Here is a 19,337-nt window from a genome sequence, read left to right as displayed (position 1 = left end):
ATACCGGCGTCGCCGCTGGAACGGTGATCCGCGCGTTCACGCCTACCTTGAAGATATCGGCGGCCCTCATCCGCAACGACCGACATGACTCAGATGACGCCGTCGAGCGGATGCCCGCCCGGGCCTCCGACAGCGAGGTCCGAGCGCTCGAGAGCGACGGCGAAAGGCATACGTCTCCTCGACACCCGCTCGGACCATCAGCCAAGGACGAGGAGTGCCGCGCCATGACACATAACGTCAACTTCCAGCAGTCCATCGACCAGAGCGAGCGCCGGGTGCCGGTCAACCTCCGTCAGAGTGGCGACCCTGGCATTCAGCTATTGCTCTCCAATCGGGTTCGCAAGTCTCCCTACTGGCACCTCTCCGTCGAGGCCGGCTGCTGGAAGGCCACCGTCTACAATCGCATGTATCACCCCCGCGCCTATGTGCGCCCCGAGGATGGCGGCGCCATGGAGGAATACCGCGCGCTGGTCAACGACGTGACCCTGTGGAACGTCGCCGTCGAGCGGCCCATTCGCGTCAAGGGCCCCGAGGCAGAGGCCTTCTGCAACTACGTCTGCACTCGTGACGTGACCCGGGTGCCATCCATGATGGGGCGCTATGTGGTGCTCTGCGACGAACACGGCCGTGTGCTCAACGACCCGGTCATGCTGCGCGTCGCCGAGGACGAGTTCTGGTTCACCATCAGCGATTCGGACCTGGCCTACTGGTTCCGGGGGGTCAATCATGGCATGCGCTTCGACGTCGAGATCGACGAGATCGACGTCAGCCCGCTTCAGGTTCAAGGACCTAAGTCCGAGGACCTGCTGGCCGACCTGGTCGGCGAAGCGGTACGCGAAGTGCCCTATTACGGCCTGATGGCCGCCCGCATCGAGGGCGTCGACGTCTTCATCTCCCAGACCGGTTTCTCCGGCGAAAAGGGCTACGAAGTCTATGCCCATGACTCGACCCTGAACGCCGAGACCGTCTGGAACGCCATTCTCGACGTCGGCGAACAATACAACCTGATGGTCATCGCACCGGCCCACCACCGTCGCATCGCCGCCGGCATCCTGTCCTACGGGCAGGATCTCGACCACGAGACCAACCCCTTCCAATGCAATCTTGGCCACATGGTGCCCAAGGCCAAGGAGGCGGACTACATCGGTAAAGAAGCCCTGGAGCGCACCCGGGAACTGGTCAAGGCCGGTCGGCCTCCGTTCAGCCACCAACTGGTGGGGCTCAAGCTCGATGGCAAGCCCATCGAAGACTACGCACCGGACTTCTGGCTGGTAGGCCCGGATGCCGGCAGCGAACCCAATGGCTGGATCACCTCGCCCTGGTATTCGCCGGAACTCGGCACCAACATCGCCATGGCCTATGTGCCCGTCTCTTCGGCAGAACTGGGTACCGAACTGGTGGCCTGGCTACCCGACGAATTCCTCGACATTCCAGGACAGCCGGTAGCCGCGACAGTCTGCGAGATGCCCTTCCGCGAATCGGTCAATCCAAGCTCTCGTGAACGTGCCAAGGCGGCCGGTCGCGATTATGCCTACTGAACACACCCGGATCTGGCATACCGGCGCGCATGCCAGTATCATACTTCGCGCGCCGGTGTAGCTCAGTTGGTAGAGCAACGCACTCGTAATGCGTAGGCCGGTGGTTCGAGTCCACTCACCGGCACCAGAAACATCAATAGAAACGGCCACTTAGCGAAGCATCGCGGTGGCCGTTTTCTTTATCCACGACTTTAGGTTCCAAATAGGTTCCGCCCAACCAAAACTCAGAAGACCAATTGCTCACGGCTGCGCTACTGTTGGCCAGGGGCTGACCATCTTGAGGAAGGCATTATGGTAAAGGGCCGATGGATACCAGTACGGATGGGCCGAAGCGTGCAAGGGTCGCTTCTCAGACCGAGACCTCCCTTATGCGAGGAAGACGCTCCCATTCCTACCGTTTGTCGAGAACTTGGGGTCTTCTTCCAATACGAGGTTCCAGCAGGTCTATCCAGAAAGGATGCACGGTGGGCCTTGCTAGCCCTCTATGTTGGCGCCCTAGGGATAGCTTTCAAAGAAGCGCACACCTTGCTCTGGGTGCTTCCTGGGAGCCTACTGACCATGGCGGCATGGGTCGGCATAGTGCTCGCGGTGATGGTTTATGTTGTGGTCTTCCATGCCTCCTTTCTAAAACGACATATGCTTCACCGCTCATTCCCTGTGGTCGTCAGCCATGCCGTAGCCTTGTGCTGGTCTTTGCCAATATTCGCGGCCGTCGCGATAGTTCACCCGCCCCTACCTTGAAAGCTTGCGGAAATGGCGGAGCTCAAGCCTCCCTCAACCATCCGTCCCAATCTCAACATTTATCAACCCTTCATGGGGTTTAATTAAGACCTTCAGCCTTTATCGATGTAGAAGGGGATCGGGATTGACTCTGGAACTTTCCACTGGCGTTTTCAGATCCTTCTTGGCTCGTGGGCCAGACTTGGGGCCCGTTGATAACCCACCGTGAAGGCGGCAGCGGCCCGAGTCATACAAGTCACGACGCTTGCAGGGGGTTCCCGCTCGGGTCTTGGCTCCACAGCACAAGCGGCGACATTCTTCGGGAAAGGGCGGGTGCTCGCCCCTATCCATCGCTCGGGCCCACGCCTTAAATCGCTTTCTCAGTTCAACCTGAGTATCCCGCATAGCTTCTCCCCCTTGCTTCACCTGAATACATCCCCAGGGACCAAGCCGATGGGCCGGGCACCTTCGGATCAGGAGCCCGGCTCAAGCCTCAGTTGGGTGGGTGTTGGAGCCTCAGCAGCTCTTGCTTGAAGTCGAAGTTCCAGTGAATCGCCTTCTCCCGTAACTGGATGTCGAGAAACGGCTCAACGCCAAAGGCCTGAATGACCAAGGCGCGAATCGATTCGCAGTGCTTATCACGCGAGAGGCGATGGAGGCTCATCCTCGACTCACCACTGAGCTTCAGGGCCTCATTGCAGCCGTACGCCTTTGCCGAGGCCTCTATCAAATCTCGATAGAGGTCGACAAACGCCTGGAGGTCATCCGCTTTATCGGCCAATTGGGCGCTAAGCTCAGCAACCTGACTCAAGGCCTCGTCGCGTTCTACGACTTTTTGATCGATCTTAGCCTTGCGGTCCTGGTCGGCTTGCTTATCGCGCCTCTTCAACTCCAAGGCAATGAGCCGTTTTTCTTCAGCGATATCGGTGAGAGAGATCGCCTCGCCCAGGATGGCATCGGGATCGCTCCCCAGATCCATCTGGAGCTGGCGCTCCTGAGTCACAAGATGCTTCAGGCGATGGGAGAGTTTGGTCGTCGACATGGTCTCGGGGTTCATCATGACTGCATACCTCGGAACTTTTGCAGGCGGGCACGGCCGCGTGGAGTCTGGGCGAGTTCAATCATCTTGCTGACGATGCGCGGATCGTCTCCGGCACCGGTTTGTGTTAACCAATCGCTTAGCTCGGGATAAGTCGCTACCAGATCGATAGCATCCTGAAGCTTGCTGTGATCCCCATCGTAGGGAGCAAGCACTTCGTGGATCGACTGCTCGCGCGTCGCATCGTCAACGACCTTCCCCCCACTCACGTGCTCGCTGGCCATGCCTACCAAAGCGCTAACATCATTGGCTGTCGCGCCAGCCTCGGCAGCCATATAGCCCAGGTTCCTACTGAGCGTAGTGGTATCAGCATTGGGATCGCCTGCCGTCAGCGGTGAGAGGTCCAGATCTTCAGGCAACTGGACGGCGTCCGATCCGCCATACATTTGATCCACGACATCCTTCTCGAGCGCGTAAGGATTACCTGCTTGTTTCTCATCGTCTTTGTAGAACCGACTTGCCGGGTCATCTGTTTGTGCTTGATCTGGTTCCCCCGTATCCGGTGACGCTGGTGAATCAGCGGCTCCGTAGAAGGCCTCTACTGCTTTATCGATATCAGACATTGCTTAGTCTCCTTCACACTTCTACACGGGCATCGGACCACCGAGCGCGGGCGGCCTCGAGTGCCTCTTCGCGGCTGCGGAGCCCTCCCACCAAGGTGGAGATGGACTTACCGCCACGAATGACGCGCCACGAATAACGCTTGTCGCTGTTCGTCGGGACCAGCTCTTGAAGCAGCTCAGCCTTGTGACGTTTGATCCAGACTCGCGTCTCGTCGGTGATATTCTCGGCAGGCCAGACGCTGATCCTTCCACCGGGCAGCGGTTCGGCTTGCAGGTTGTGCGCTCGGAGGTAATCAACGGTGGCCATTTAGAACACCTCCCGGTTTTTTCCACTGGGGCGGGGTGTTTCTTCCGAAACATCGAAACGACCCGCGTGGTTATGGGGCTCGCAGCGTTTCGCGTCCGAAACACCGGGGCTCTCTGTTTCGTTTGGAAAGTCGCTGTAATCCCCATGGTTGTGGGATTGTTTCGCTGTTTCGCTTTGAGATGGGGTGTCGGTGGGAAGATAACGGTCGAAGGCGTCCTTGAAGTCTTCTTTCCGATACCCCTTCTTGGTACTGCTACCGATACGGATTTGCTTAGAGCGAACACCGAAGTCAGCAAGCTTGGCCGATAGCTGCCTGGCACTCATCGGCTTTCCACGGTTCCAGGTATTCCAAGGCGCTTCACTATCGGCCCACAGTGCTTCCGTCAGGTCAGCCGTGAAGATCGAGTTGGCTTTCTTCTCCTCGAACACTCCCTTGATGTCTTTCAGCAGCTCAGTCCCTACATCGCTGGCCTGTTCCTCGTCATCCATGCGGGTCACGGTGATGGCCACTGCCTTGAGACGTTCCGGCCACTCGCCACCTACGGCGTCGGCGATCTGCTTCAACGGCTCCCAATTGTCAGCAGCGCGGTTGCTCAAGCCGGGGACAGGGGTAGGACGGGCAGCGGCCACCGTGTCAGCCAGGTCTTCATGCAGCCTGGCCAGCTGCTGTTGAAGCCGCTGGCGAAGCTCCGGAGGCATGAAGCGGATGTTCTCCACCGTTTCGTGGGGCATCTTCCGGCGAAGCTCAAGGCGGATGGAGCGGCTGGCCAGCGTGTTGGCGATGGAACCGATGCCACACAGCGCCTTGGCCCCCCAGGTCGCGAACCGCTTCGGTTCATGGTCATCCCCCACCACGCGGATGATGAAGCCGTTTCGGCGGTGCCCGGAGTTGATGACACCGCGCGCATCCTCGTTATCGCGAAGGAAGGTATCGACCTCATCGACAAGCATGGTGGCCTGCCATCGATCCATGGACCGGAACAGCGCAGCAGGGCTTATGCCGTCACACTTCAACGGCTGATAGACGAATGTCTCCATGAACTCCAGCAGAGTGGACTTGCCACAGTTCGCCAGCGGCGCGGTGATGTTGGCGATCGGTGCGACATGCACTTCATCAATAAACCAGGTGAAGGTGATCCACAGCGCAGCGGCGTCGGCCACCTCAGGGTCACACACCACAAAACGCCGGAGCGTATCGGATAGCTCGCGGATCAGGGCGACTCCATCCACCGGCTCGGGCCATGGCTCGACGGTGGGGAACATCTCGCCCCCCTCGCCACTGCCCAGCGTTTTGGTCAGCTTGTCGAGTTCGCCGACCTGCACCTTGGCTTTCTTGGCGGCGGCCCGGATGCGCTGCCAATCGGCGGGGCTCTCCTGGCGAACGGAGGTGATATCATCGAGGATGCTCTGCTCGAACAGTGCACCGGGATCGTCTTCAAGTCTCGATATCGCAGACCGGATGCGTGCAAGCCGGCCACCTTCCTCGTCCTGTTCAGCACGATGCTGGTCCAGCCAGGCGACGCCTCGATCTTCAATAGAATCGGAGACGGCAGAAGTCATAACCCTACCTCCTGGGCCGCCGTCCGGAGACGGCCAGCCGCCACCATCAGGCGTTGACGATCCTCAGCGGTATGAATGGTTCCGTTGGCTGCCTCTTCGGCTCCGGTAGCCGCTATCAGCGCCTCGTGAGCCAGGCTGGCAATAACATCTCGGGGCACCCAGCGCTGGCTGGGGGAAACAGGCTTGCTCCAGGTATCGCGCTCGCGTCTCGGGAACAGGTCCTTCAGATCGAGGCCAACAGCCGACACTACATCCGCAGCACCACACCCCGACCAGCACTTGAGCAGGATTGTGCCATCGCCAGACAGGCGTACATTCAGCGAGGGGCGCCGATCGTCATGGGCTGGGCAGCACGCTTGCCAAGCATCACTCCGCGTCTGCTTCACCTTGTCCAGACGATCCAGCAAGGCATACACATCGGCAGGGCCGGTGGTAACATAAGATGTGCTGGATCTACCTTGATGCGCTCGCCCCCTGGCCGGGGCGGGCGCTTTCGTTTCAGGCATCACCATGAGCACCTCCGGCCAGGCAGGCCTCGGCGGTGTTGCCATAGGCATCGCCATCGGCGAGCCAGTCGAGCACGTCCTTCAGGCGATAACGAACGCTGCGACCGCGCTTCACGAAGGGTGGCGTCGGCTTCCCCAGCAGGGTGCCGGTGACGCGGGACTTACGCGCGGTCGAAGGCTGAGCCGGGATCAGGTGCGGGAAGACGGCCGACTCGGGCAGTTCGATAAGTTCTGGGTCCAAGCCGTCGCGGTGATGGGCCAGGGCACTGGCCAGGATAGCGGCGGGATCGTTTATGGTGTGGGACATCGAGGCATCCTTGTTGCTGGGTATGCCTTGATGATCTTTGTTGCCGCACGCTAGAGGGGGTCGATAAGGCGGGTGTTTACCGCCGCTTTACCTGCCGGAGAGTTTATAACCCTTCTCACTTGGTCCTCAGAGAGGTTGATATCTGACAACCGCGCAACGATCTTGCTTCGAGGGCACTTATACGGTGTTGCCTTGCCTTCTTGGATCAGCTCCCGCCAGACCGACACAATCTGGTCGATGAACTCCTGATTACCGTGGGGTCTTCCAGGCCCGCGGCTATATGCCAGCGCATCTTCCACAACGGCGCCTATCTTCCTCTGACGGAGCCCACCCGCATCATCTGGGCCTGTGTAGTAATGGTGCTCCCTGATTGCCTCCGCCACGTCACTCAAGAGGCGCTTAAACTCAGCGCCGTCATGCTCCCTGTCCAAATATTTGGCCAGCGCTCTTTCCAGTTCGGCATGAACCTTGTGCTCGGTGGTATCAGCCTCCTCCTTTCTCTCCTGAGTTTCTTCCGATGTTAGTTTCGGCAGTCCCTCAGTCAGCAGGGTGGGGCCACGATGCGCGCGACCCATCGCTCCCAGTGGGTTATGGGCCATCCATTTCGCCGCTGCCAGCTCAGCAACCAAGGAGAGCCAGTCGTCGTCCTCCATCCCGTACTTCTCTGATAGCGGCAGCACCTGGCTAATAGCGTCTTCCAGCCATTCAAGCTGATCATCACGCAGTGACATATGCGGCCTCCTCCTTGGCGGTCTCTCCACCCTGCCCTGGCGCCAGCTGGGCGAACACCTCAACGGCATCGCGCTTGTGATCGGGAGCCAGGTGGGCGTAGTGGGCAATGGTCGTCTGGATGTCGGCATGGGCCATCAGCTTGGAGACGGTCAGCAGGTCGGTACCTGACATGACCAGTTGGGACGCGAAGTTGTGGCGCAAGGTGTAGAGCTGCCGATCCTCGGGCAGCCCGCCCAGCCCACGGACGGCCGCCCAGGGCTTTTGCATTGCCGTCGCACTCATCCGCTTACCGGTGATCGGTGACGGGAACACTAGGCCGGCCTTCGGTTCGCCCTGCTGCTTGTGCCAAGTCTTGAGCACGTCCACCGCCGCGCTGGACAGCGGGAAGGTCTGGGGCTCCGGGCGCTTGTGGGCGGTCTTCTCGATCACCTTGCGGATCGTGGCGAAGGTAAGGTTGACGTGCTCCCAGCGCAGGCCGAACAGATCGCCGGGCCTAAAGCCGGTGAAGTACATCGTCAAGATCCACGGCTTGACGTGATCCACGTAGGCCGCCCCGTCCAGGTCGGACAGGTATGGCTTGCCGTGGGCACGGCTATTGCGGCGCTGCTGGCGCCGCTGGTCTTGATAGGCCTCGAGGCCGGTGAACAGCGCCTCGACTTCCTCGGGCTCCAAATAGCGCCGCTCGGCGCCCTGCTCGGCGAGTTCCTCCTCGTTCAGTGCCGGCTTCTGCAACTTCACGCCTTTCAGCGGGTGGGCCGGTATCACCTTGCGCTCGGCAGCGTGGGCCAACAGCCCGCACAGGGCATCGTAGTTGCGCTTCAGGGTGCCAAAGGCGCGGGGCTTGTCCACCGCTTCCTGATCGGCCTGCCAGCGCTCCACATCGGCACGGGTCAGGCTGCCCATCGGCTTGTCTAACCAGCCGGGAAAGTCTTGCTTGATCCGGCGTAGAGTGGCCGCCCCATCCTTCAGGCGATTCTGGTAAGCAGTGTAGGGACCATCCAGGTAAGCGCGTAGGGTCTGCTGGTCCTGGCGCTCGGCTTCAGCCCTGGCTTCCTCCAGCACAGCCCGCGGATCGCCGCCCTGAGCCACAATGCCCAGCACTTCTCCAGCATCCTTGCGGGCCTTAGCGGCCGTCATGTTACCGACTCCATAGCGGCCAAGGGTCAGCACGCGGCGCTTGCCGGCCAAGTTGTAGTAGGACACTCGCAGCGATAGGCCACGCTTGCCGGCGCGGACGTGGTAGCCGGCTTGGTCGCTGTCCCACACCTCGTCACCTTCGGGCAGCTCACGGGCCAGCCGCTCGAGCACCCGGGTCGTGAGTTTTTCGGTCTGCTTGGCCATGCCCTATCCTTTATAGGTTCCAAATAGGTTCCAAATAGGTTCCACTGGAAGGATATAACAGGGTATAGCAGGCAACAACGAGAAACCTTCAACACCCGATCAAGATACTGTTTTAATTGAGTATCTAGATGTCCTATTGGTGACGCTCGTTTCTGCCGATTTCCTATAATCACGCTCTCGTAATGCGTAGGTCGGTGGTTCGAGTCCACTCACCGGCACCAGAAAGATCATGGAAAACGGCCACTCAGCGAAACATCGCAGTGGCCGTTTTGCGTTTGGGTGCAGCTCGATAACGAAGCCACCTGCCAATCGGTACAGTGAGAGCATCAACCGACAGCATTATATCCAGCCGCCATAAAACATGAAAAATCGTTATAAGTTGAAGGATTGAAATCTCCGTTGTCGTCCTAATTTCTGTTCATGTCAGACAGCCCACCTTCCAGAGCGGTAGCCAGACAGGTGGGCCAAAAGGCAGTAGGTATGACTTCGCTAAACAGTAGGGAGGACATATCGATGAGCACTGCACTTTCACTCGAACCGCTCTTCCGTCATTCCATCGGCTTTGACAGGTTCAGCGATCTCTTTGATCGAGCCCTCGAGGGAAGTTCGGCATCAACTTTCCCTCCGTACAACATTGAGAAGCACGGAGAGAACCAATATAGAATAGTCTTGGCAGTCGCGGGATTTTCCGAAGAGGATCTCAGCATCAAGCTGGAAAACGGCGTCCTGACAGTGACTGGCACCAAGGCCGATGACAAGAACGACCAGAACATCACCTACATGCACCATGGCATCGGCCGCGATTCCTTCAAGCTGACCTACAGGCTTGAGGATCACATTGAAGTTCAGGGAGCCAACCTGGAAAACGGCTTGCTGGTGATCGATCTCTTGCGCGAAATTCCCGAAGAAGCGAAGCCGCGCGAAATCGAGATCAACAGTCTTGGCTCAGGGAAGTCTCAATTCCAGCAGATTGAGTCAAGAAATGAAAGCACTGCCTGACGATCGGCCATGTCGTCCGTGACAAGGCCTACCGCTACAACGCTCTACATCACTTCCCTTTAATCAGGCCCCGTAAAGACGGGGCCTATTTTTCCTCGATCTTCATGATCCAGGATGCCGTCCCTGGCAAGGCACGATCTCGCACTATTGTGGATATCGCACTGACAACTCTAGCGAAAACCCCGCATAACGCCTAGCACTTTCCACGCAGTTCTCATGAACTTTTATGAAACTACCCTTTTATATATCACTCTTCCCTTTCTTTCTCATCGCATCTAATGCCTCTGAGCTTCCTGCATTTCTTCTGCCAATTTTCCTACCAGGGAAGCGGCGGGCAACTCCCGAGCCAAGGGAGCCCCCTGGCCTGCCCAGTGCGGCGCAAAATCGTGATTGCCGGTGGCACGGGCCGCTGCATGCAGGGCCTTGGCAGCATCATAGGCCACGGGATAATCGGGCAATGCGGTATCATCGGCGATCTCGTGAAAACGATTGACGAGCCCACGCGCAGGGCGACCGGAAATGGCCGCGGTAATGCGCGTATGATGCGCCCCCTCCCCCTTGAGTCGCTCGCGATAGGCCGCATCGGCGGCGGACTCCGGGCACAGCACAAAGGCCGTGCCCAGTTGTGCCGCCGCGGCTCCCAGCTGCAAGGCAGCATTGATGCCGGCCCCGTCCATGATGCCGCCCGCGGCGACCACCGGTAGCCGGGTTCGCGCCACCAGCAGCCTCACCAGCGCCAGGGTGCCAATGCCATCATCCCGCTCGGCGTTGAAGACCCCGCGATGCCCGCCTGCTTCGATGCCCTGGGCCACAAGCGCATCGACCCCCTCGCTCTCGGCCCGTTCGGCTTCTTCAAGGGACGTCACGCAGGCCAGGGTCATGCACCCGGCCTCTCTCAAGCGCTGCACCACCTCGCGGCCAGGTAGCCCGAAATGAAAGCTGACCACCGCCGGCTGTTCCATGCACAACATCTCGAGCATCTCGTCATGCCCGACAAAGCTGCGATAGATCTCGCGCAGTTCGTCCGGCGGACGAGCGTCGAACTCGGCAAAATACGGTGCCAGATGGCCGAGCCAGGACAACTCACGTCCTGAATCCCGCCCCGCGGAGCAATGGCAGAACAGATTGACGTTGATGGGCTCCGTCGTCAGCTCGCGAGCGGCATGGATCTGCTCCCTCGCCCGCTCCACACTGAGTGCTCCCAGCCCCAGTGAGCCCAAGCCGCCGGCTTGGGTGACAGCCGCCGCCATCTCCGGCGTGGATACACCCGCCATGGGAGCCTGAATGATGGGGTAACGGAGACCGAGTCGCTGCAAGAAGGCATCGGCGGATGACATGGCTAACTCCTTGGCAAGAGATCCATATACAAGGGAAAGCCACAATGGCGTCTCTTGCAATCCCCCTGAAGAGGCAAGCAAGGAGTCAATCACGCATCGAAGAACCCTGTCGCCAGGAAGGCCCATATGCCATGGTATGCCGAGCGCAGTCAAGGCTTCTTCCGGAGCGCTGAACGCTACCTGACCGGTAATGGCAACATGCAGAAAGCCAAGCCCGAATTACGCCTGGGTCATTCGCCTTCATCCACTCTCTGAAGTCGATATCCATAACGGTATACAGACGACAGCTTCCAACCACTTTCGGCGTTCAACCCCAGCTTTCGTCTCAAGCGATAGATATGTACATCCAGCGTGCGAGACATCGGGCTTTCTTCTTGCCCCCAGACCGTTTCATACAAGTAGGAACGGCTCAATGGATGGTTCAGGTTACGCAGCAAGAGTAGCGCCAGGCGGTACTCTTGATGCGTCAGCTTAACGGCCTCGTCATTGATATAGATGGTTTCTTCCTTCGGGGATATGGTGATGTTTCCCTGACTGAAGGATTCATTGCGATGCCTGCCACTCACATGATGGCGGCGCAGGGTCGTCAGCACACGCGCTATCAACTCCTCGGAGCGGAAAGGTTTGCTGACGAAGTCCTCCGCACCCGCCTTCAATGCTTCAACGACATCCTGCTCGGAATCCCGGTTGGTCACCATGATGACGGGAGGTGGAGACTGGAAATATTCGTCCATCCAATACAGGATCTCCGGCCCATTCATATCCGGCAACATCCAGTCGAGAAGCACGAGATTATAGGTCTTCCGTTTGACAGCACGCACGAAGTCCTTGGCATTCTGGTATCCATCGACCTGCCACCCTGTCTCTCCTTCGTCGACCTGCCACTCCTGTGAACTCTTTTCCGATGCGGTATGCAATAGCCTCGTCAACTGATCGAGACATACTGGGTCGTCCTCGAGGATGGCGATAAACATCAAGACACAGCTCCTACAGCGCAAACTTTAAATCTATTAATTTTTTCGATCAGAGCATATATTATAGCCAATCATTCACACTTTGACACATCAAAGCGATTCAAAACATCATATTATGCGTAAAAAATAAAAAAGCCTGGCAAAAAGCCAGGCAAAAGCAGGGAGCCATGGAAGAATCCATGACACTTCTAATGGTAAGCGACACCTCGTGATGTATTAAGAAATATTTTATGAAAGAATGTGTCTTAGCTTGCTACAAAGGACCAATTATCCCCTTTAACACCCTCATCTTCATCGACGACCAACCCCCTTCATGAGCCCCCTTGTATCCCACCACGGATTCGATCCGATATGACGAGTATATGTCAGCCCCTTATGCTCATAACCAACAACCCCTTATCCTTCGACATTCCAGGTCACTATAAAAACGCTATATCAATCGGTATCAGGGCGAATCGATTACCAGCAGTGAGCCAGTCCCCGGGCATTGCATCCTCACTATTGTCATATGAAGGCCAAGTCTCGATCGAGCATGGCTTTAGCCCCACAGGGTAATCGTCCCAGCATGCCATGTACCCGATCCTGGAAAATCGGCCTGAATCCTGCGATGGCATTTCACCAGGCACCTTCGATTGAGTCGCTGTCAAGATCCAGAGAAGCCGACTCCACACCGCATGCCTAACAAGGGCTATCTCGCATGACCGCGACCTTTTTGATCACCAATGGAAGCCTGCCCCGATGCCGGTACCGAAGTTGCCTTGAGAATCCCCCGTGGCATTGAGCTTCACCGCCCAGCGGCCATTGTCGGAGAGTCGGGACACTCCCACGGAGACAGCCGACTCGCCACTGTAGGTTCCCGCACCGGCAGCCACCATGCTCTTGCCAGGCAGGTAGGCCTGGGGTACGGAGGCTGCGGCAATGGCGCTGGCGGTACCCGCATTGGCGTTGTCCTCGACGTTGTCGATACGACTGCCCAGCCCACTGATCTGCCGACTGAACCGCCCATTCAGCTCCTCCAGCTGCCCGACGTTGACCGCATCGGTCGACGCTTCACCTGGTGCCACGTTGTGGAACTGAGTCGGCCTGCCTCCATGGCCCAGGGTCACCGCACGGTAGTCCACGCTGCCATCATCATGTCGGTCATAGTTCACCGCACCGGCCTGCACCGACTCCAACTGGCGAACGTTGACCGCATCCGTATCTTCGGTTCCCCCCGCCACATGAGTGACCTGACGCTCGCCGCCGTCACGGCCCACTGAGACCGCACCCTGTGTCGACGCCACGACTTCGCTGGAAAAAGCTTCCTCGGCGCCGTTCATCCCCTCGCGAGTTGCCTGCGAGCCCGCTCCAAGAGCCACCCCGCCAGCAGTCTCGGCCCGGGCTCCGTGACCAGTTGCCACACTGCCCGTGTCCTTGGCCGAGGCGCCGTCTCCCAGGGCCATCGCGCCATCCGCCGTGGACGTCGCGCCACTTCCCATGGCGATCGTCGACACTGCACTCGCCGTGGCTTCTCCGCCTATTGCGATAGCGGACGTTCCCGTAGCCTGGGCCCCGCGTACGTCATTCGCACCAATGGCAATGGCGTGCTGACCGGACGCCGTGGTGGAATTCTCCACGGCCAGAGGGTTGGCGCCATCCCCCGCTGCGCCACCGATTGCAACGGAATTGAGGGCGGTCGCACGACTCCCGAACCCCATGGCCGAGCCGCCGGTTCCCGTGGCGACGGCTTCGAGCCCCAGTGCGGACGCCCATTTTCCGGTCTCGCTCAAGAAGCCGAAGGCACTTCCCCCTCTTCCCGTCACCTCGGAAAACGTGCCATACACCGTCGCCGCGAGTTGGCCATTACCATCGGCATTGCAGCCAGCCACTGTGGAATAGGTCCCGGACCCATCCATGGGATCACTATCGGTCAGAGGAGTGACAGTCCGGCCGACGGCCGTATCGCCGGTACTCGAGACACAGGTACTGCCATCCGAGGCAAACTTCCGGGCCTGGACATCGCCACTCGCCCCCAGTCCCATGATGAACGCAACACCCAGCAGCATGCCGCCAGCAATACCTCGAGAAATCATGAATCTGCCCGTGCAACGAGTCATGCTGCATCCCTCCAGACAACCACGGGAACCGTTCCAGATCAGGTGAAACATGTTGATCATTAACACCCCCGACCTTTCAGGGTTCTTCCTCGATAGGCGCTGGAGGCTTCATTCCGATATATGGGCACCAGGCCTGATCTCCTGGCATATTTTCTCTGCTGTACTCATGGCTCCCGGAACACAGGAAACACTAAATGAATGCCTGCGCATGCAAATAGCTTCGGTGCTCGAAAGCTCGTCCAACCTCATGTCATGTATCGCCTTCTGTGCCCTTGGCGCCTTGCACTTCACTATGCTCGGCTATTTATTCAGCATTTCCCTTACGCGACCCGTCAAAGCACGGAGAGACGGTTCGCATGTCAATTCCATCACAAAAGTAACCAATAGTTAACATAATTAACAATTTTTAACATTCATAAGTCACCTGACTTTTCCCGCCACCACTCACGATAGCCCACCTCCAACCACCTCCAAGCACCTAACATCGACATGCATAAAAGCACCAGAAAGCCAAAAATCCTTTCCCCGGCAACCACCTGAATTTCCAGGATAGTGACGCATACAAAGAAGCATCACGGGATTTTCGTCTCGCTAAATCGTCCAAAGCCGACATGCATGAATGCCAATAAACACGGAGATACCCGAGGCATCCTCATGATATGAACAAACATTACCAACAGGACACGTCGTGCCATGCTTTCGCGTATGCTAGCCGGTAAATGGCCTGCCGTTTTCACGCGATGTCGTGCATGGGAGTGAAAAGATGAACAGATGGTACCGATACGGCCTGGCTGGCCTATGCTGCACCGCCTTTTTTCTGAGTGCGGCGGCACCCGCCCATGACCCTGTCGAGACCGAACGCTATCGTGTGCAGCCGGGTGATACACTCTGGGAAATCACCGAGCGCTACCGGGGCGATGCTAGCGAGTGGCCGATACTGCGCGAGACCAATGGCGTGAAAGATCCCCGCCGGCTACAGCCCGGCGATATTCTCGATCTCCCGCGCCTGCCGGAGCTGACCGCCGAGGTCCGACATTGCGAAGGCAGCGCCTGGCTGATCGGGGAGGACGGAAGGCGTGTACCGTTACACGAGGACATGCTCATTGCGCCCGGCGATACTCTGGAGACCGGGAGCCGGACCTTCGTATCGCTACGTCTGCCGCACGGCGAGGATGTCGTTCTGCCATCCAACTCCCGGGTAACACTCAAGCAACAGAATCGACGCCATGCCCGACTGTACCTCAAGCAAGGCGAACTGGAGGCCCATGTACCGACACAACGTGATTATCACGAGGTACTGGACATCGATACGCCCACCGGGGTCATCGGGGTGCGCGGCACTAGACTCCGCGTGACCCATGCCGAGGATGGCATCCGTGTCAGCACCCTGGAAGGCAAGGTGGTCCTGAAGCAAGGTGAGCGCACCACCAGTGTCCCCGCCGGCCAGGGGGTACTGGCACGCACGAATGCCTTCCCCCAGGTCGCGATCCTTCTTCCCCCGCCCGAACTGAAAGCAGACGAACATTCCTTCGACCACCCCCTGCAGATCCAACTCTCCGAAGTGGCGGGCGCCGAATCCTATCGCGTGCAACTGGCGCGGGATCCCGACTTCCAGACCATCTTTCGCGACGAACAGAGCAACACGCGCCTTCTGACCTTCGACTCGGTTCCCCGGGGGTTCTACTACGCACGAGGGTCGGCCCTCGATGCGCTCGGCATCGAGGGCCGCTATGGCCGTCGGCTGGTCCTCCATCGTCCGGTCGAGACGGCGTTGGACACCAGCGATGATGGCTACACCTTCCGCTGGACCGATATCCCCGGACTGGAATATCGCCTACAGTTGTCCGAGGACAGTTCGTTCAGTGACCCCTTCTTGAGTCGGTCATTCTCGGACAGTCAAGGCGTCACCTTGCGCAACCTGCCCACGGACGAGTTCTTCTGGCGGCTGCAGGTATCCGGTGACGCGGGCAAGTTCGTTGACTCTCCTGTAGTGGCCTCCGGGAGGCAAGGTGCCGCACACCAGCCGTAACCTGTTACATGGCCTGACCAGAACCTGGCTATTGATTGGACTCTGCCTGATAGTGCTGACCTGGTGGGCTGGACAGCGTTCCTGGTCCACCGATGCCTATGTATATGATCGTCTGCTGACCACCCGGATACAGCCACCGAATGACGACATCCTGATCGTGGCCATCGACGAGCGCAGCCTGAACGCGCTGGGCCAGTGGCCATGGCCGCGCGACATGCACGCAGCACTGCTGGACCGTCTGGCCGCTACCGATATCAGTGCCGTACTGTTCGATGTGGTGTTCATCGAACCCTCGCGTCAGCCAGACCACGATCAACGCCTCGCCGACGCTATCAGGCGCCAGGGGCATACCTATCTGCCCATCATCCTTCCCGAAACGAGCGGGCGATCGTCGATTCCCCGTTACTTGCTACCCGCGGAACCGCTCCGTAATGCCGCCCGGGGTCTCGGCCACATCGATATTCGGGCCGACGACGACGGCACCGTGCGCCGCATTCACTTGCGGGGCAGGTCCGTACCTCAACTGACGCTGCGGCTCTACGAGGACCTCATCGAGGATGATAGGGTCGCGCCCCCGGAGGTCACCCGTCACCTCTTGTCCAGGGACAACGCTGGTCTCGATATCCTGATCCCCTATCGAGGGCCAACGTATCACTATCCACGCGTCTCCTACGTCGACATCCTCGAAGGACGCCTGCCCCCTTCCCTGCTGGAAGATCGCATCATCATGGTCGGCGCCACCGCCAAGGGGCTCGGGGACCGTCACCCCACCCCATTCGGGGCCGCCGACGGCGGCATGCCCGGTGTCGAAATTCAGGCCAATCTCCTGGACGGACTGCTGCAAGGCGATATCATCCGGGACGTTCCGACCTGGCTGGCCTCCATTTTTTCCATTCTGCCCTTGCTGGTCTTCATGGGCCTCGTCCGAGCCCTCCAGTTCCGGCACATGGCCAAGCTGACCCTCGCCGTTCTGACTGTCATCGCGATGAGTACCTGGGGCCTGCTGGTCAGCGGATGGTGGTGGCCGCCCACGATCAGCTTCGGCGCGGTCATCGCCGCCAGTATCCTCATCAGTTGGCGCTGCCAGGCCACGGCCCTGACCTGGTTCCAGCAGGAAATCGGACACCTGGAGAACGAACCCGGCATCATCCCGGCGCCCGTCGCCGTACCGACGAAGGAATGGGGGCTCGTGCTGCATCGCCGCCTGTTCTCACTCAAGCGTGCCATCACCCGCCTGCGCAATACTCACCGGTTCATCTCCGACGCGATGGATTCCATGCCCATCGCCACCCTGGTGGTCGACATGCAGGGTCGCATCATTCTGTCCAGCGCCCAGGCCAAACAACTGCTTCGACACTACGAGATCCCCGACGAGGGATCGGTGCACGATCTGCTGGTGAGCATGACGCCGGAGGGCCAGGCCGCTGGCAGGCGGCTCGAGACCGACGACCTTGGAGCACTCGACGACCAGCTATACAAGGGCAATGACGAACGGCACTATCGCCTCAAGGTGTCGTCACTGGTCACTGCCGTCGATGCCTTCGAGGTCGGCTGGCTGATAGGCCTGGTGGATGTAACGAGTAAACGACAGGCGGAAGAGCAGCGCGCCAGCCTGCTGCGTTTTCTCTCGCATGACCTCAAGGCCCCTCAATCCAGCATCCTGGCCCTGATTCAGCTCCAGCACAGCGCGTCATCACGCTTGTCCGAAAAGGAGCTTCTCGACCGCGTCGCCCAGCAGGCACGCAATGCCCTGACGCTCACGGACAGTTTCCTGCAGTTGACCAAGATCGAGTTCGGCGCCATGGAAAAGGAATTCGTACTGCTTTCCGACGTCATCCTGGAAGCCATTGATCAAGCCTGGCCGGCGGCTCAGCAAAGGGGCATCCGCATCAAGCACGATATCGAGGATGAATGCCCGATGGAGGGTGATCGAGCCTATCTGTTGCGAGCGATCTTCAACCTGCTGGACAACGCCATCAAATACAGCCTGCCCGACACCTGCATATCGATCGAGGCCAGGGAGACAGCGAAAGGCATTGTCTTCGATATTCAGGACCAGGGGATCGGTATCCCCGAGCAGGATCTGCCCCATATCTTCGATAGCTACCAGCGCAGTTCCGGCGCTCACCTATCCACGGGGCATGGTCTGGGCCTGTCGCTGGTGAAGTCGGTCATCGAGCGGCATGGCGGAACCATCGAATGCCAGAGTACCGAAAACGTCGGCACCCGATTCCGCCTCACCTTGCCGAGCTACTCGGAATCTCCCGGCACGGCAGACGTCGACGGCACGATACACGACGACCCGGCAACGACGTGAGCCGTATGCCGGCCGTTCAGGGTTCGCGAATCTCGATGACGATCTGCTGCGTATTCCGACAGGATTTGGTGCCATCGTGTCCCAGGCAGGGCGAGACAGCCGCCGATGTAAGCGAAATATCCTCGATGGCGTTTCCTCCCCGAGCCTCCAGGAAGCGCTGCACCGCCTGACGCTGGGCTAGATATTGTCCCGGCTCCGGGTAGCTGCCAATGGACAGCACCGGATCGAGGAGCTCATGCCGCGAAATATCCACGAAGTCGCCCAGCACACGCCGCCCCTTGTCGGTCAGGTTACCATCCGCCGAGAACATGCCCTTGATGGGCAGACGGTAGTACTGAACCATGCTCGAACCCTCGATCGGCTCGACCTGGATGGACGAAAAACGCATGGCGCATCGGGCCGTCTTCCAGCGTGTTTCCGCGACGCGCATCTCCTCGTCGAAGGCCAGCTGGAACTGGCACATCATGGACTCATGATCGTCATCGGCACCAAGCTCGAACAAGTAATTCCAGGTCCGGACGTTGAACAATCCTTCGGAAAAATGCGGATTTCCCAGCAAATCCCGGACCTGATCCTTGGTCATGCCGGAATGTATCGTCTTGATCGCCTGCGCTGATTCGAGGGTTCCCCCCCGCATGTAGGCATCATCCGGATCGGGGAAACCATCACCGTCTCCTCCCACCGTCGAACAGCCACTCAACATCAGCGACACCGCCAAAGCGGCTCCCAATGATGCCTGCCTGACGACACCGGAAGGCATTCCCGATACGGGTCGATCACTGGCATGCATGGCGCTCGATACTTTTCCGAGCGCTTCCCTGAACGTTTTCGTGAGGTTCACGTCACCCCGTCTCCCGCCTCTGGCTGCCGGATTCTGCAAGCCTTATCGGTATCAAGTCTATCGCACCCGCG

The 19,337-nt window shown here is 59.1% G+C and carries 17 protein-coding genes and 2 tRNA genes; 6 read left to right on the top strand and 13 right to left on the bottom strand.

All coding sequences use genetic code 11. The features are described 5' to 3' along the window. Window positions 1–224 precede the first annotated feature (224 nt). Both HELO_RS03560 and HELO_RS03555 read left to right on the top strand, forming a co-directional pair. On the top strand, window positions 225–1,538 hold the full coding sequence (locus HELO_RS03560) for a glycine cleavage T C-terminal barrel domain-containing protein (RefSeq protein WP_041601885.1): 1,314 nt from the start codon (window positions 225–227) through the stop codon (window positions 1,536–1,538). Window positions 1,539–1,589: 51 nt separating this feature from the next. Next, window positions 1,590–1,665: transfer RNA gene (locus HELO_RS03555), tRNA-Thr, on the top strand. 713 nt (window positions 1,666–2,378) lie between these two features. On the opposite strand, the gene HELO_RS19460 is transcribed toward HELO_RS03555, so the two are convergent. The 9 genes from HELO_RS19460 to HELO_RS03510 all read right to left on the bottom strand — a co-directional run bounded on the left by HELO_RS19460 (window position 2,379) and on the right by HELO_RS03510 (window position 8,673). Then, window positions 2,379–2,609: an HGGxSTG domain-containing protein gene (locus HELO_RS19460; protein WP_405514833.1), complete on the bottom strand. Its 231-nt coding sequence runs from the start codon at window positions 2,607–2,609 to the stop codon at window positions 2,379–2,381. Window positions 2,610–2,751: 142 nt separating this feature from the next. Continuing rightward, complete coding sequence (locus HELO_RS03545) at window positions 2,752–3,318, bottom strand: hypothetical protein (protein ID WP_013331423.1); 567 nt, start codon at window positions 3,316–3,318, stop codon at window positions 2,752–2,754. Beyond that, on the bottom strand, window positions 3,315–3,920 hold the full coding sequence (locus tag HELO_RS03540) for a hypothetical protein (RefSeq protein WP_041601884.1): 606 nt from the start codon (window positions 3,918–3,920) through the stop codon (window positions 3,315–3,317). The genes HELO_RS03545 and HELO_RS03540 overlap by 4 nt, the downstream gene beginning before the upstream one ends. Before the next feature lie 13 nt (window positions 3,921–3,933). Beyond that, window positions 3,934–4,227, bottom strand: coding sequence for a hypothetical protein (locus HELO_RS03535; RefSeq protein WP_041601883.1), 294 nt, complete (start codon window positions 4,225–4,227; stop codon window positions 3,934–3,936). Further along, the gene (locus tag HELO_RS03530) at window positions 4,228–5,787 is read right to left on the bottom strand and encodes a DUF3631 domain-containing protein (RefSeq protein ID WP_013331422.1); all 1,560 of its coding nucleotides are present in this window, start codon (window positions 5,785–5,787) and stop codon (window positions 4,228–4,230) included. It abuts the gene before it with no gap. Then, window positions 5,784–6,299: a hypothetical protein gene (locus tag HELO_RS03525; protein WP_232519614.1), complete on the bottom strand. Its 516-nt coding sequence runs from the start codon at window positions 6,297–6,299 to the stop codon at window positions 5,784–5,786. The genes HELO_RS03530 and HELO_RS03525 overlap by 4 nt, the downstream gene beginning before the upstream one ends. Then, entirely contained in the window at window positions 6,286–6,600 is a 315-nt protein-coding gene (locus HELO_RS03520) for a hypothetical protein (RefSeq protein ID WP_013331421.1), read from the bottom strand. The genes HELO_RS03525 and HELO_RS03520 overlap by 14 nt, the downstream gene beginning before the upstream one ends. A gap of 50 nt (window positions 6,601–6,650) precedes the next feature. Next, a complete protein-coding gene (locus HELO_RS03515) occupies window positions 6,651–7,331 on the bottom strand; it encodes a hypothetical protein (RefSeq protein ID WP_041601882.1) in 681 nt (226 codons plus the stop codon). Further along, on the bottom strand, window positions 7,318–8,673 hold the full coding sequence (locus tag HELO_RS03510; protein ID WP_013331420.1) for a site-specific integrase: 1,356 nt from the start codon (window positions 8,671–8,673) through the stop codon (window positions 7,318–7,320). The genes HELO_RS03515 and HELO_RS03510 overlap by 14 nt, the downstream gene beginning before the upstream one ends. 154 nt (window positions 8,674–8,827) lie before the next feature. On the opposite strand from HELO_RS03510, the gene HELO_RS19085 reads away from it, so the two are divergent. Continuing rightward, a tRNA-Thr gene (locus tag HELO_RS19085) sits at window positions 8,828–8,894 on the top strand. 292 nt (window positions 8,895–9,186) lie between these two features. Then, entirely contained in the window at window positions 9,187–9,672 is a 486-nt protein-coding gene (locus HELO_RS03505) for an Hsp20 family protein (protein WP_013331419.1), read from the top strand. Window positions 9,673–9,947: 275 nt separating this feature from the next. Here HELO_RS03505 and HELO_RS03500 read toward each other — a convergent pair whose 3' ends face one another. From HELO_RS03500 to HELO_RS03490, 3 genes are all read right to left on the bottom strand, one after another. After that, window positions 9,948–11,009 (bottom strand): NAD(P)H-dependent flavin oxidoreductase, encoded by a 1,062-nt coding sequence (locus HELO_RS03500; RefSeq protein ID WP_013331418.1) that lies wholly within the window; start codon window positions 11,007–11,009, stop codon window positions 9,948–9,950. Window positions 11,010–11,239: 230 nt separating this feature from the next. Further along, entirely contained in the window at window positions 11,240–11,983 is a 744-nt protein-coding gene (locus HELO_RS03495) for a response regulator transcription factor (RefSeq protein WP_013331417.1), read from the bottom strand. Between the two features lie 716 nt (window positions 11,984–12,699). After that, window positions 12,700–14,055, bottom strand: a complete 1,356-nt coding sequence (locus HELO_RS03490; RefSeq protein ID WP_162301209.1) for a YadA family autotransporter adhesin — start codon at window positions 14,053–14,055, stop codon at window positions 12,700–12,702. A 787-nt stretch (window positions 14,056–14,842) separates the two neighbouring features. On the opposite strand from HELO_RS03490, the gene HELO_RS03485 reads away from it, so the two are divergent. Then, window positions 14,843–16,108: a FecR domain-containing protein gene (locus tag HELO_RS03485; RefSeq protein WP_013331415.1), complete on the top strand. Its 1,266-nt coding sequence runs from the start codon at window positions 14,843–14,845 to the stop codon at window positions 16,106–16,108. Then, window positions 16,089–18,425 (top strand): CHASE2 domain-containing protein, encoded by a 2,337-nt coding sequence (locus tag HELO_RS03480; RefSeq protein ID WP_013331414.1) that lies wholly within the window; start codon window positions 16,089–16,091, stop codon window positions 18,423–18,425. The genes HELO_RS03485 and HELO_RS03480 overlap by 20 nt, the downstream gene beginning before the upstream one ends. Before the next feature lie 16 nt (window positions 18,426–18,441). Here HELO_RS03480 and HELO_RS03475 read toward each other — a convergent pair whose 3' ends face one another. After that, a complete protein-coding gene (locus HELO_RS03475; RefSeq protein ID WP_198410724.1) occupies window positions 18,442–19,305 on the bottom strand; it encodes an outer membrane protein assembly factor BamE in 864 nt (287 codons plus the stop codon). Window positions 19,306–19,337 lie beyond the last annotated feature (32 nt).

The sequence above is a fragment of the Halomonas elongata DSM 2581 genome, from assembly GCF_000196875.2.
GTDB classification, from domain to species: Bacteria; Pseudomonadota; Gammaproteobacteria; order Pseudomonadales; family Halomonadaceae; genus Halomonas; species Halomonas elongata.
Note: the sequence above shows the minus strand (reverse complement) of the source record. Positions and strands in the feature narration are given on the sequence as shown.